The 14,749-nt window shown below is 36.7% G+C and carries 13 protein-coding genes; 12 read left to right on the top strand and 1 reads right to left on the bottom strand.

Annotation, left to right across the window (positions count from 1 at the left end; all coding sequences use genetic code 11):
* Window positions 1–128: 128 nt before the first annotated feature.
* From KKI21_00490 to cas2, 5 genes are all read left to right on the top strand, one after another.
* Entirely contained in the window at window positions 129–707 is a 579-nt protein-coding gene (locus KKI21_00490) for a peptidylprolyl isomerase (GenBank protein ID MBU4284706.1), read from the top strand.
* 142 nt (window positions 708–849) lie between these two features.
* Entirely contained in the window at window positions 850–1,176 is a 327-nt protein-coding gene (locus tag KKI21_00485) for a hypothetical protein (GenBank protein ID MBU4284705.1), read from the top strand.
* Between the two features lie 12 nt (window positions 1,177–1,188).
* The gene (locus KKI21_00480; GenBank protein ID MBU4284704.1) at window positions 1,189–1,557 is read left to right on the top strand and encodes a hypothetical protein; all 369 of its coding nucleotides are present in this window, start codon (window positions 1,189–1,191) and stop codon (window positions 1,555–1,557) included.
* Complete coding sequence (locus KKI21_00475) at window positions 1,554–2,225, top strand: PD-(D/E)XK nuclease family protein (protein ID MBU4284703.1); 672 nt, start codon at window positions 1,554–1,556, stop codon at window positions 2,223–2,225. The genes KKI21_00480 and KKI21_00475 overlap by 4 nt, the downstream gene beginning before the upstream one ends.
* A gap of 125 nt (window positions 2,226–2,350) precedes the next feature.
* Complete coding sequence (cas2, locus tag KKI21_00470) at window positions 2,351–2,911, top strand: CRISPR-associated endonuclease Cas2 (protein MBU4284702.1); 561 nt, start codon at window positions 2,351–2,353, stop codon at window positions 2,909–2,911.
* A gap of 73 nt (window positions 2,912–2,984) precedes the next feature.
* On the opposite strand, the gene KKI21_00465 is transcribed toward cas2, so the two are convergent.
* The gene (locus tag KKI21_00465; protein ID MBU4284701.1) at window positions 2,985–4,511 is read right to left on the bottom strand and encodes a tRNA uridine(34) 5-carboxymethylaminomethyl modification radical SAM/GNAT enzyme Elp3; all 1,527 of its coding nucleotides are present in this window, start codon (window positions 4,509–4,511) and stop codon (window positions 2,985–2,987) included.
* Here KKI21_00465 and KKI21_00460 point away from each other — a divergent pair.
* From KKI21_00460 to KKI21_00430, 7 genes are all read left to right on the top strand, one after another.
* Window positions 4,510–5,130: a class I SAM-dependent methyltransferase gene (locus tag KKI21_00460; GenBank protein ID MBU4284700.1), complete on the top strand. Its 621-nt coding sequence runs from the start codon at window positions 4,510–4,512 to the stop codon at window positions 5,128–5,130. The two genes, KKI21_00465 and KKI21_00460, sit on opposite strands and share 2 nt — an antisense overlap.
* Before the next feature lie 5 nt (window positions 5,131–5,135).
* Entirely contained in the window at window positions 5,136–6,500 is a 1,365-nt protein-coding gene (locus KKI21_00455) for an MBL fold metallo-hydrolase (GenBank protein MBU4284699.1), read from the top strand.
* A gap of 147 nt (window positions 6,501–6,647) precedes the next feature.
* The gene (locus KKI21_00450; GenBank protein MBU4284698.1) at window positions 6,648–7,193 is read left to right on the top strand and encodes a hypothetical protein; all 546 of its coding nucleotides are present in this window, start codon (window positions 6,648–6,650) and stop codon (window positions 7,191–7,193) included.
* A 58-nt stretch (window positions 7,194–7,251) separates the two neighbouring features.
* The gene (locus tag KKI21_00445; protein ID MBU4284697.1) at window positions 7,252–7,545 is read left to right on the top strand and encodes a translation elongation factor-like protein; all 294 of its coding nucleotides are present in this window, start codon (window positions 7,252–7,254) and stop codon (window positions 7,543–7,545) included.
* A 178-nt stretch (window positions 7,546–7,723) separates the two neighbouring features.
* Window positions 7,724–7,960 carry a hypothetical protein gene (locus KKI21_00440; GenBank protein MBU4284696.1) on the top strand — a complete coding sequence of 79 codons (237 nt, stop codon included), beginning with the start codon at window positions 7,724–7,726 and terminating at the stop codon, window positions 7,958–7,960.
* Between the two features lie 62 nt (window positions 7,961–8,022).
* Complete coding sequence (locus tag KKI21_00435) at window positions 8,023–9,171, top strand: hypothetical protein (GenBank protein MBU4284695.1); 1,149 nt, start codon at window positions 8,023–8,025, stop codon at window positions 9,169–9,171.
* A gap of 407 nt (window positions 9,172–9,578) precedes the next feature.
* Window positions 9,579–14,749, top strand: a 5,171-nt coding sequence (locus KKI21_00430) for a hypothetical protein (protein ID MBU4284694.1), incomplete at its 3' end; no start/stop codon positions are given.

Here is a 14,749-nt window from a genome sequence, read left to right as displayed (position 1 = left end):
TTTAGATACCATGCATCAATGAAGAGTATTAAGAATATATTATGGGAAAAATACAAAAAATCAGGGAGCAAAAGAAAATCGAAGCGCAGTTCCAGCAAGAGCTGAAAAGGAAAAAGAACAAAAAAACAATGCTCATTATCGGAATTGCACTAATTGTTTTAGTTATTGTTGTAGTTGCAATTTTCTATTTTATCAGTTTAAATAAATCCAGTAAGATTATTAAGGTTACAATACAAATCGAGAAAGGCAGTATTGAGTTAGAGTTATACAGGAAAGCAGCGCCAAATACAGTTGATAATTTTATAAAACTGGCAGAACAGGGATTTTATGACGGCGTGAGGTTTCATCGCGTTGTCGAAGATTTTATGATTCAATCAGGTGATCCTGGCACTGGCGGTCCAGGATACACATTTGAGGACGAAATTAACCCAAAAGCGCTTGGATTGTCAGACGAATTAATTGTGCAGTTGCAAAGCCAGGGATATACATTTAATTTTCTGCTCAAATCCATTCCTCATAAAGTCGGAACGATTTCAATGGCAAATTCCGGCCCGAATACCAATGGCAGCCAATTCTTTATTATAACAACTAAAGATCAGCCGGATTTGGATGGACGCTATACTGCCTTTGGTCAGGTAATAAGCGGCATGGATGTAGTGCAAGAAATAGAGCAAGGTGATATAATTAATAAGATAATAATTAATTAATAGATTAAAAATATATGTTAGATTTTTTCCAAATTAAACAGCATCGGATTATTTTTTCAATGCCGGATGTAACTTTTGTTGATTTTTCGGTTGTCACTCAAGGAGTGCGTATAAATGATGTCCGGTACGAGATTAAATAAGGATGCTTAAGGCGCCGAAAAATACAGAACGATTCGAATGGACAATGCATTCTGCTTCCAAGATGAGGCAATACAACTTATCAGAGAACAGAGTTAAACGAGTGATAAATAATCCTAAAAGAAAAGAGGTTGGCATTGCGCCAGGGACAATTGCAGTGATGCAGCCGAATAGTTCGAAGCACACTTATGAATTTTGGGCAATGTATAAAGTTCTGAGAGGAGGGAAGATAAAAATTATTACTGCCTGGAAATATCCTGGCAAAAGCCCTACTAGGGGGCCGATACCGATACCGCCTGAAATCCTTGAGGAATTAGGCGAAATCGAATAAAAGTAAAAATCTATGTTCAAAAAAATTAAACAATTAGTTTTCAACATCAAGGCATTGATAATTTTATTGATAATTTTGATTGTTGTTGGGTGGGGTCTAACTATCTATTTTGGCATTAAATTGAATTCGAAAAAAGATATTTGCATTGATTATCAAACCCAAATGGAGAAATTAAACTACTATTCAAACCTCCTTTTTAAATCAGTAAAATTAATCCGAGAAAATAAAAGCCTTGATGTTTTAGAGGAAGATGTCCGGCTTTTGGATAATGGAGTTGTATTAACTGAGTGGGAGGATGTTGTTATCGGTGGGAACAAAGAAAGAGATGTAAATGATTATCTTGATGTGATAATTGATTCTCTAATCTTTTTCTCAAAATGAAAAAAATAATTCGGCTCTCGCCATCGAGTTTGAATTTATTTTTTGAATGTCCAAGATGTTTTTGGTTGCAATTAAATGAAAATATCCACCGGCCACGGGGGATATTTCCGTCTTTGCCAGGAGGAATGGATTTGGTGATAAAAGATTATTTTGATAAATACAGAGAAAAAGGAGAATTGCCTCCAGAGCTTAAAGGCAAGATTGATGGGAAATTGTTTCACGACCATAAACTTTTAAACAAATGGCGTAACTGGAGAACTGGATTGAAGTTTACTGATGAATCTTTGGGCATAACTTTATTCGGAGCATTGGATGATTGCGGGGAAAAAGATGGAAAATATTTCCCATTGGATTATAAAACCCGCGGGTTTGCGCCAAAAGAAGGCGATTCGGAAAAATATTACGGTAATCAGCTTGATTGCTATGCGCTAATGCTTGAAGAAAACGAATATCCGGTTAGTGATTGTGGCTATTTGATATATTATTATCCTGAACATGTTGAAGAAAACGGCACGGTAATTTTCAATGTTAAGCCCATAAAATTAAAAATAGACCCCAATAGGGCCAGAAAAACTTTAAATGATGCAATTAGATTGTTAAATGGGCCGATTCCATCTCATCATTCAGAATGCGAATATTGTATTTGGGGCAGGAACAACGGGGATTAAAGTTTTTATCGTTTTTATTATTATTTATCGTTATTTATTTCGTTATTTCTATTGTAGAATAGATATGTTATAATTAATTCACGATCGTGAATTAATTATTAGGTGTTAAACTTGATTATAAGTTTATGAAAATTCGACTTACGGAAAAATTACTTTGGGATATTTGGAAATTAATAAAAATAAAAGATCAAATAAAAGATGAGGCATTATCGGGAAAATGGTATGGATTTAAGGATCCTTTTGAAATGATTTGGCCTGATTTTTATGGTATTAGAGATGTATATTGGAAAAAATATCGCGACAAAAACAAAAAGGAAAGATTTACCAGAATGGTGAGATATCTTAAAAATAAAGGATATTTACAGGTTAAGGATCTTAAAAACAGAAAAGCAGTTATGATTACGGATCATGGTATGAAAAAAATATTTAATATTGGTATTAAATTAAAAAACAGAAAACAACGTCCCGATAAAAAATGGCAGATGGTCTTATTCGATATTCCAGAAACATCAAGAAGAAGTCGTGACTTATTTCGTAGACAACTCAAATACCTGGGATACCAAAATCTTCAAAAGAGTATATTTGTTTGTCCATATGACGTATTAAAAGTAACACAACAATTAATTAAGAATTACAAATTACAAAGATTCGTTAGATTATTATTAGTGGAAGAAATTAAAATTTAATAATACGATAAATATGATAAGATTTTTACGATCGTGAATTAATTGTCGTGTTATAAATAAAAAATTTCCCCGATTAAATTAATTTCTTAATCATATAGGTTCCTTTTAATTTATATCCCAATTTTCGGTAATATTCGCGGACGCCGATGCCGGCAATAACTGCTATTTTTAAGAAATTAAATTCTTTTTTGGCGATTTTTTCCGCTTCTGCCATTAATTGCTTGCCCAAACTTTTATGCTGCTGGGCATTTTTATTTTTATCCGTTATTGCCACAACCTGACCATAAGTATGGAGTTCGCGTATAATAGCCCATTTATTTGTAATGCGTAATCTTAAAAATGCCAGGATTTTATCATTTTTTACATCCTCAAATGATAAAAATATTTCTTTTCCGCCAGAAGCATTGTAGTTGCGTCGTATGAGTTTGATGTTTCGGGTTTCGATATTCGAATTTCGTATTTCTCTGCATCTTATGCATCTACATTTTACCCTTCCTTGCTGTAATAGTTGCCTTAGATTGGACATTTTATTGCCGGCAACAATGTCTTGCGAAGAGATATCGCGGATAATTCTGATAATTCTGACATACGGCGGAATTTTTGATTTTATTTTTATTAGAAGATTCAACAATTCTTTATTAGAATATGGTTTATATTTCTTATTCCTCCATAATTTGTACAAAGGAGCGTTTTTTAGCACAACACAGGGATAAATTTTCAATTGGTCTGGCTGAAAATCTTCATTTATAAATAATTCCTCAAACATTTTTACGTCTTTTCGCGGGTTAGAGCCAGGAAGCCCGGGCATCATATGAAAAGTAATTTTCATTCCCGCATTTTTCAGAAGCTTCGTGGCAAGAATCGTTTGTTTAATGCCATGTCCGCGCAGATTTTTTCGCAAAATATTATCATAAATGCTTTGCGCTCCTAATTCTACTCTGGTACAGCCGAATTTTCGCATCTTCTCAATTTCTTTTTCATTAATAAAATCAGGCCGGGTTTCAAGAGTCAATCCAATGATTCTGTGTTTACCCTTTTCATTATTTTTTTGCGCTTCTTTAAGATTTTTTGCAGTTTTCCCATTACAGGCATCAAAGCATCGCTTGATAAACCAATTTTGGTATTTGGCTGGATAATACGACCAAGTGCCGCCCAAAACAATCAGTTCAATTTTATCTGTGTTGTGGCCGGTCATTCCCAGTGATTCCAAGCGGGTTTCTGTCTGTAAATATGGGTCAAACTTGGTTAAAACAGCGCGCATGCAGGCTGGTTCATTGGCGAGATAGCTTTTGGGCATGTCTTTTTCTTGGGGGCAGTAAAGGCATTTGCCAGGACAAGGGTAGGGTTTAGTAATAACTGTTATTGCAGCAATGCCGGATAAAGTTCTTATTTTTCTGGTTTTAAGGATGTTTTCTAAAAATAGCGATGGTTTCGCCTTGTTTAAGGTAATGATATCGTGATATGATTTAAGTAGTTTGATGTTTGTCGGAATTGATGTTTTATATCTTAAAGATGCCTGGCGTTTGATAGTATCAAGTTTTTTCTCGGTAATTTTTTTCTGCTTTAATATAGATCCAATTATGTAGTTTTCAATTGTCATGAATTTAGAACAAGCGCATAAAATATTAGAAGAAAATAAACAGACCTATAATGAGATTGCTGATGAGTTTGATAAGACCAGAAATAAATATGACTTTTTAATGGACGAACTCAAAAAATATGTTAAAGGCAATGAAAGGGTTTTGGATTTAGGATGCGGAAACGGAAGATTATACAAGATATTTGAAAATAGGAATGTTGATTATACTGGCGTGGATTTTTCCGAGAATCTAATCCAGAAGGATATTGAGAAATACGGAAATCATTTTAAAACAGCTAATATATTAAGTTTACCATTTTTTAAGGAAAATTTTGACTCCGTATGGGCAATTGCTGTTTTGCACCACATACCCACAGCCGAGCTAAGAAAGCGCGTTCTCAGCGAGATTAAGAGGGTTCTCGGGCCAAAAGGAAAGGTAATCGCCACTTGCTGGAAAATAAAATCGTTTTTCCGTAAGGACATCTTTATTCCATTTCACGGTAAGAGAAGATATTATCATGTATTTTCAAAAAGGGAAATAAGAGGATTATTTGAAAAGGCAGGATTTAAAATTGAGGAGCTTAAAATCTTGAAAAATAATATATTAGTTGTCGCAACCCCTCGACTTCACTTGGGGTAAAACTTATGAAATTAACTTTTTACGGCGGTGCCAGCGAAGTAACTGGCGTCAAATATTTATTAGAAGCTAAAGTTGCCCATAAAAAGGCGGTCAAAATTTTAATCGACTGCGGAATGCTACAAGGAGGCAAGGATGCGCTGGAAAGAAATTATCAGCCATTCCATTTTAATGCCAAAGAGGTCAGCTACTTGTTTATTACTCACGCCCATATTGATCACGTCGGCTTGATTCCCAAATTATATAAATACGGGTTTAGAGGCAAGGTTTTTATGACTTCGCCGACAAAAGAGCTAGCTTCAATAACTCTTCTCGACAGTTGTGGGATTCTAAAGAGAGAGGCGCGGGAAAAAGGCATAGAGCCGATTTTTGAAGACAAGGACGTTGAGGGAATTTTGGGTTTAATAAAGACAGTTAAATATAATAGAAAACATAAATTAGAAAGCGATATTCATTTTAGATTTAATGATGCCGGTCATATGCTTGGATCGTCAATAATTGAAATCTGGGCAGAGGGTAAAAAAATTGTTTTCTCGGGTGATTTGGGCAATGCGCCTACCCCTCTTTTAAAACCGCCGACGAAAATTGATCAGGCGGATTATATTTTAGTTGAATCGGCCTATGGTGGCAAAATTCACGAAGGAAGAGAATTAAGGAAGGAAATTCTGGAAAATATTATTGAAGAAACATTCAACGATAAAGGAGTGCTAATGATTCCTGCTTTTGCCGTTGAAAGAACTCAGGAATTGCTCTGTGAATTAAATGAATTGGTGGAGAATAGTAGGATTCCACAGATGCCGATATTTATAGATAGTCCATTAGCAATAAAAGCAACCGAGATTTATAAAAAATACCCGGAATATTTTAATAAAGAGACAACCGAAATGATTAAACGCGGAGAAGATTTCTTTAAATTTCCCGGGTTGATTTATACGGAGCAGGTTACAGAATCAAAAGCTATAAACAATATTTCTCCTCCGAAAATAATCATTGCCGGTTCCGGAATGTCGGTTGGCGGCAGAATTTTATTCCATGAAAAGCTGTATCTGCCTGACCCGAATAGCTGTCTTTTAATAACTAATTATCAAGTGAAAGGAACTTTGGGTCGCCGCCTATTAGAGGGAGAAAAAAAGATTAAAATTTTTGACGATGAAGTGCTGGTTAGGGCAAGAGTGGCCTCAATTGAAGGATATTCATCGCATGCTGACCAGAAAGCAATTTATGATTGGTTAAATAATTTTTCCAAGCCAGTAAAGCATATTTGGGCAGTCCAGGGAGAAGAATTGTCGTCGAAGCCATTGGTGCAGTTGATAAAGGATAATTTGGGCATACCAGCATCAGTTCCAAAACTTGGAGAAGTCGTGGAATTGTGATATAATCAAACTATGAACCCCGTAGTGAATTTCCGACTGGTCGCCATAGGCGACACAACTACAGGGGTACAATAAAGAAAGAAAACAATAATCAACTAACCTAGATTTTCAACGAAACATTGTCAGTAGTCGGAAATCTACTACGGGGTGAAATACAAAATTTGTGTATCAGGAGCAGCTCAAACAGGGCATTGCGCAAAAGATGCCTTAGAAAAAGCCAAGGAAGTCGGCCGAGAGATAGTCAGGCAGAATGGAATTTTGGTTACTGGAGCCACGGTGGGCATTCCTTATTGGGCTGCTATTGGGGCCAAAGGAGAGGGTGGCGTTGTTTTTGGTTTGTCTCCAGCTGCTTCCAAGATTTCCCATATTAAAACTTATCGCTTGCCCACTGATTACCATGATGTTATTATTTATACTGGATTTGAGTACGCAGGCAGGAATTTGATTCTTACTCGTTCCTCGGATGCAGTAATTATTATTTGCGGTAGAATAGGAACACTTAATGAATTCACTATTGCTTTTGAAGACAATAAACCAATAGGAGTTCTTACTGGTACCGGCGGAACAGCTGATATGATTAAAAATATTGTCGATAACAGCCACCGCGGGTCGGGTAAAATAGCATATGACTCAGACCCCGTGAAATTAGTGGCAAAAGTCATTAAGTTAATTAATAAAGAAAAAATTAATTAACCCGCCCGCCACGCAAGCCAGCTTGCTGGCGTTGCGGGCAGGTAATTAAACATTTTATATGGCAAAAGAGATTAAGAAAACCAAAAAAACAACAGAAAAAACTGCGAAAGAACAACTGGTCGGTAAAATTATCCATTACTACGACAAGATTAATGTTGGCATTATTGAAGTGAGTAAAGCGCTGAAAAAAGGAGACAAGATCCATATTAAAGGAAATACTACTGATTTTGAAGAAGATGTAAAGTCAATGCAGGTAGAGCATGAACAAATCGATAAAGCCAAAAAAGGTGATGTGATTGGAATGGCAGTCAAAGAAAAAGTAAGAGAAGGAGATTTGGTCTATAAGGTTTAATAATTATATAGGTTTATCAATGTTTCACCTATGCCCTGATACTGAATTTTCGACTGCTCCGACTGCAGTCGGAGCACAATCGGGACATGATTAAACAAATAAAGATTATTATAAATAACAAACATTAATTGATTTTCGATGAACTCAGCTTAAATATGTCGAAAATCTAGTACGGGGTATGATTATATCTTTTAAAAAAGAAGCCATTGAGATTAGTTCGAAAAGAAAATGGTTCATTATTGGAATTGTTATTGCTTTGCTTAATCCTATTTTTTCAGGCCTAGTTGTATCTTTTGGCTTTTTAACTGAGCCGAAATTAAGGAGAGAAGGAAAGATAATTTTAATCATCAGTTTTGTTTGGGCAATAATACTGGCTTATTTGATTGAGTGGTTAAAAAAGGGCGGGTATATCTAATATAGTCAAAATATATAAATCCGAGTTTGATGAAAACTCGGATTTAAGTTACAATTAAATCAATGAAAGGATTTATATTAGCAACAGCGGTTTTAATGAGTACAATTGTAGGAGTAGGTATGTTCGGGCTTCCTTATGTCGGAACTAAATCTGGTTTCTTGATTATAGCTATTTTTTTATTCATTCTGACAATAGCTATGACGCTGATTCATTTGTTTTACGGCGAGATTATTTCGAGGACAAAAGGAAAACATCGTTTGCCTGGTTACGCCGGGCGTTATTTAGGGGAGAGAGCTAAAAAGATAGTTGGATTTTTTGTCATCGGTGGGTTTTATGGATCGCTTTTGGTTTATATTGTTGTTGGCGGAAGTTTTCTCTATACTATTTTATCCCCAATTGTAAATTTGCCGCTTATTGTTTTTAATTTGGTATTTTTTATAATCGGCTCTGCTGCTGTTTATTTCGGATTAAAATTGATCACTGGATTAGATTTATTGATGGGATTATTCTTGATTTTAATAGTATTTTTGTTTCTTTATTTCGGCTTTAATTATATTGATATTAGCAATCTAAAAACAATCAATTGGCGCAATGCGATTGTGCCTTACGGAGTGATTCTTTACTCTTTGGCTGGACTAGTTGCTGTGCCAGAGATAAGGAATATTTTATCGGACACCGAAAAAAAGAAGCATTACAAAAAGGTAATTATCTTGGGCACAATAATTCCGGCTATTCTTTATCTTGTTTTTATAGCAACAACAATCGGATTAACTGGTAAGGATACTTCTTTAAATGCTGTTAGTGGTTTAATAGATGTGTTAGGCAGTAGGGTCGTTTTGCTCGGCGCTGTATTTGGTTTTTTGGCAACCATTACATCGTTTTTCGCTTTAGGACTATCCTTAAAGGAAACATATCTCAATGATTTTGGGTTTAGGAAAAACTGGGCATGGTTTATTACTTGTTCTATTCCTTTAATTTTGTTTGTTTTAGGTGTTCAAAACTTTGTCATTGTTATAACTATCTTAGGGGCATTAATGGGAATAGTTGAGTGTGTTTCTATAGTGTTAATTCACAGAAAATCAATAGATTTAGGGGACAAAGAGCCGGATTATAAGGTAAGGATTCCATTTGTAATAAGATATCTTATAATCGCGGTCTTTGTTATGGGTTTTGTTTATACGATATTCTCTTTAATTTTTTCTAATCAGTGATGACAAGGACAACATTGATAAACCTTGATAGATATAATCTATAATATAAGTGTAATATGTGTGTATAATATGTTCGTAAATAGCTTCAAGTTCTTTTAAATTGAATATAACTCACTTCTCTATAAGTAGAGAAGGGCATTTAGTTAGGTTTCATTCCTTTATCGCCCCTATATTTTATTAAAAATAAGGGGTTTTGGTTATCCACAGACTATAGCTATTGACAGGGTAAATTTATGCTATAATTAAGATAAGTTAATATATTTATTAGGGTGGAATATCGATTAAGGGTTTTACGTAGATTCTTAATTAGTTAACATCACCTCTATTTTTGTATATTCCAAAAGGAATATGTCTAAAAAAATAGAGCTAAAAGATGGAGCACTAAAGGAATATAACGTAAAACCCAAATGAGTTTTAAAAAAGACAAAAACTTAACCAATAAAAGATACATATCGCTATTAGAGGCGGCACGAATTTATGGTTGCACGCAAAAACATTTTGCATTAATGGCGAGGCAAGGAAAATTAAAGGCCATAAAAATCGGCAGGGATTGGATGACTACATTTCAGTGGCTGGAAGAATATACGAACTATATTGATCTAGCCAATGGTAATGGCGGGAAGATACCGGAAATAAGTCAGTTTGCCAAAAAAATCTTTGTTTTGTCCTTAGTCAGTGTAATGTTATTCGCTTTTTTCGCTTCTGCTTACACCTCGTTTAAAGACGGGGTTTTGCAAATTCCAAAACCAATCGAAGATTTTATAGTAAAAATATCTTCCAATAACACACAGGATATTAATAAGCTTCCAGCGCAAGCTATAATTGAAACAAATAAAATACTGGCAGCCAGTTTTAATTTAGAAAATGTTTTAAAGAATATTAAACATAGCAAAATCGGAACTTCTGTTATTGATACGGTTGAAACTATAATTTTAGGAATAAAAGCCGTGGATAGAAAATCTAATGCGTTTTTTAATCCTGTACTTAGAGATGTCTTGGCATTTTTTGATAAAATACTTTCCGATTCAGGCAGTTTTGTTATTAATTTGTCCAGCAATACCATAAAATCTATTGGCCGCATACCATCATTCTTCTCTTTTAAGTCGCTTACTCCTTTCTATTATAACTACGATACCTCCGACCAATCCTTTGTCTCCATCCGCGAGCTTTACCAGAAATTAAGAGATATGCGCGAGTTGATAGAAGGTAAAACAATCGTTATCAATAAAGAAACCCAGCAGATTATCCAATATATAACCAGCGTTACTCCCGTGCAAAAAGAAGTGGCCGTGATTAAGGATCAGGATTTATTAAATGCCCAGTTTGCTGTTTTCAGGAATGAAGTTCTTGCTCAAATAGCTGGCGATATCACTGATTTCCAATCTAAGATCGGCAGCCAGATAATTACGCAGAATAATTATTACTATTCAGAAGCTGTTGCAGCAGGCGGAATTAATAATGTTAACAATGAAGTTGATTTTAACGAAAACGTGGATATGGCTAAAAATTTAACCGTGGTAGGAACAATTATTGGTGGGACTATAAGTGATGGTATTTTGACTATTGGTTCTGGGAATATCAGCGGAGGAGATACTCTTTCTTTTACCCACGCCTCAATATCAGATGATCTGACAATAAATAATATAAATATTTCTGATAATCTAATTGTTGAAAATTTTACCGGAACTCATGTTTCCGTCTCGGATGATTTAACTATCGGCGATAACATTACTTTTTCGGATAGTTTAGCATCTGTGTCGGGTAATTTTCTAGTTGGCGGTAATGTCGGTATTGGAACAACAATCCCTGGCGCTCTATTAGGAATCCAGGATGATGATTTAAGTGATTATTTATTTGCAGTAAGCAGTATATCTACGGGGGATTTATTTTCAGTAGCACATAACGGCAATACGGGAATCGGAACAATTCCTACGGATTATTCAAAATTAGTCGTCAGCGCCAGCGCTACGGATTTAAATGCCATTACTAACAATGTAGATTCTCATTTAACCATTAATCCAAATGCCACAAATGGCGATTTTAGTAATATTTATAGCAGTACCGACGTGGAATCTGATTCAACGCAAGCGATGTGGCGGATTATGGGAGATAGTTCAACAGTGAGAAATTATGGCTCGGGAAATATCAATATTATGGAAGTTGTAAATAGTTGGGGACAGCATAATGGAGCCGGAACAATAACTCATCTTGCGGGATATGAATCAGAAAATTATGGGGACGGGACCAATGGCGGGAAAATAACCAATTCTCACAATTATTACGGCTATGCTTACTATGATAATAATATGAATGTTACCAATAATTATGGTATTAGAATTGATTGGTCATCGCTTTTATACACCAGTTCAAACATACAAACAAATTATGGAGCATATATTGGCAAGCCAATTAAAGATGCCACAAGCACAATCGGCACTAATTACGGGATTTATCTTGGAGACCAGGCAGTGGGTTCTACTTCTTATGCTATTTATTCCGCTGGCGGACAAAATTATCTTGCAGGAAATCTTGGCATCGGCACATCTTCTCCTGATTACGCATTAGATGTTGCAGGTCAAATAACAGCAAGCAGTTCATATTTTACCGGATTAACAAATATGAAACACGCTTCTATATCCGACGATTTAACCATTGGTGATAATATTACCTTCTCGGATAGTTTAGCATCAATCTCGGGCGATTTTTATTTTGGTGATGGATTATTGGTTAGTAATGTTTCGGATGGAGGGATTTCTGTTTCTGGAAATTTTGAAGTATCTGGCAATGTTGAATTTGGCGATGCCACAACTGATGTGTTAATAGTTAATTCTTATGTTGGTTCTGATTTGATTCCTGATAACAACACGAGAAGCATTGGTACCACAGACAATAGATGGAGATATGGATATTTTGATGAATTAACCGTAGCTACAATTTCAGCCACAGGAGCAGATATCGGAGGAACAATAAATCAGGCGTTTATTATTAATTCTGACAACGTAAGTGATGATACAGAATATTCATATCTTACTTTTGAACGAGGAGATCCCATTACTAATGCATCATTAAAATGGGATTATGCTAATACTAGATTTGATTTTAATTTTCCTGTAAATATTCAGGGAGGCGCATCAATATCCGATGATTTAACCATTGGCGACAATATTACTTTTTCAGATTCTCTTGCTTCTATTTCAAGTACTCTGAATTTAGACGGTATATTGGTTTCAAGCGGCACTGCTTCTTCAACTTTTGCCGGTGATTTAGATATTGAAGGAGATGTGAACATAGGAAATAATGATTTGTATGTTGATGCGAGTACTGGGAATGTGGGGATTGGGACGACGGCGCCTGCTTATCCTTTACACGTACTTGGAAGTACATATTTACAGGGTACTACATATCTTGGTGATACAAATAACTACATGAGTAGTGCTAATATTCAATTTTATAATGCTTCCGTTGCGAATATTTATAATTATCATGCTTCGGGCGCATTAGCTTTAGGGGCTGGGGGAGTAGAAAGAATGCGTATTTTGTCTACTGGCAACGTCGGCATCAACGACACTGACCCTGCCTACGCTCTTTCTATTGACGGCACTGCGTCTATATCCGATGACTTTTACGTAGGTAATGATATGTTATTTTCTGATTTGTCGGAAAATACAATTTATTCTTCGGCAAGTTGGGACATATCTGGAAATTTAGAATTTGATAATCTTTCTGTCACACACGCCTCAATCTCCGATGATTTGAGTGTAGTTAATAATATCCATATTAGTTCAGGGATTTTAGATATTGATGGCACTGCTTCTTCCACTTTTGCCGGTGATTTAGATATTGAAGGAGATGTGAACATAGGAAATAATGATTTGTATGTTGATGCGAGTTCGGGGAGAGTGGGCATTGGGACGACAAGTCCTTTAGCCCCCTTGTCTGTTGGTTCCAGTTCCCAGTTCCAGGTTTCCTCTGCTGGCGCCATCACTGCTCCTACCTCCACCAATACAATCAACAACTTGATTATCAATGCGGGCGCCTTGTCCGGTATTACCACTCTGTCCATGAATAACCAGTTAACAAATTCGTATGCAGCAGGCGCTCCTTTTGTGATTACTTCAACCACCAAAGTAGCCAACCTAAATGTTGACCAAGTAGATGATTTGCACGCCCAGACACTTACGGCAAGTTCGCCAATTAGTTTATCAGGCTCTACGTCGGTATTGGCTGCTGCTGGAATTACGATTTCTCACGCAACTACAGCAGGGAATATTCATTTGCCAACAGGCGGCTCGGTTAATCAAATCTTAAAGAATAGCGCCTCTGGCACTGGCGCGTGGGGAACAGTAACCGAAAACGCCGGGGCTTTGGCCAATGTCACGACCCTTACTCTTTCCGGGGCCATTTCCGGAGGCACAACTTACTCTGGTTCCGGCAATATCACCTCAACCGCAGGCATCCTGTCCATTGGCGGCACTGCGACTTCTTCATTTGCCGGGGACTTAACTGTTGCCGGAGATGTAAACATCGGAGGAAATGATTTGTATGTTGATGCGAGTACAGGGAATGTGGGGATTGGGACTTCTCTGACAGTAACAGGATTGACTCCTTCCCGTTTCGTGACAACAGGTACAGGAGGACTTTTGGGAACATCCGCAACATTGGCAAACTTCATTTCCTCTTTGAGTGATGTGACTGGTTCTACGGGAACGACCAATCTTGTGCTTTCGGTATCTCCGACGCTTACTGGCACACTAACTGCTGCCGTTGCTAACTTTTCGGGACTTTTGACTGGAACTTTGGGCGCTACTGTTACCGGAGCAATTGTAAATCTTAATAGCAGTTCTAACTTTGCCGTAAACATTGCAACTGGCACTTCAACCGGAGCAATCACGATTGGCGGAAATTCCAATACTGTCTACATTAACTCAAGCGATTGGGACATTTCTACTACAGGAGTTATGACCGGAATATCAGGAATCACTACTGATGGAGGTTATACTCAATCAGGAGTTACTGCTAATACATTTACCGGCACTTCCACTTTTTCAAATGCTACTTATTCTGCTTTATTTACAGGAGGCAACGTCGGCATTGGGACGACTTCTCCTGATTCGGCTTTGGATGTAGTCGGACAGATAAGAGCAAGTAGTTCATATATCAATGGTTTGTTTGAGGGAGTTCACGCCTCAATTTCAGATGATTTTTCCGTAACCAATAGAATTAAAGGGGGTTCTTTCTTTGACGGAACGGCAACTTTGACTGGCGGAGCATTTACGGGTTTATCATCACTAACTTCAACATTAGGAACCTTTACCCACGCCTCAATCTCCGATGATTTGAGTGTAGTTAATAATATCCATATTAGTTCAGGGATTTTAGATATTGATGGCACTGCTTCTTCCACTTTTGCCGGTGATTTAGACATTGAAGGAGACGTGAATATCGGAGGTGGTGATTTATATGTTGATGCGAGTTCGGGGAGAGTGGGCATTGGGACGACAAGTCCTTTAGCCCCCTTGTCTGTTGGTTCCAGTTCCCAGTTCCAGGTTTCCTCTGCTGGCGCCATCACTGCTCCTAC

This window comes from Patescibacteria group bacterium, from assembly GCA_018897295.1.
Lineage (GTDB): Bacteria > Patescibacteriota > Minisyncoccia > RBG-13-40-8-A > RBG-13-40-8-A > JAHILA01.
This window is presented reverse-complemented; position numbering and strand designations above follow the sequence as displayed.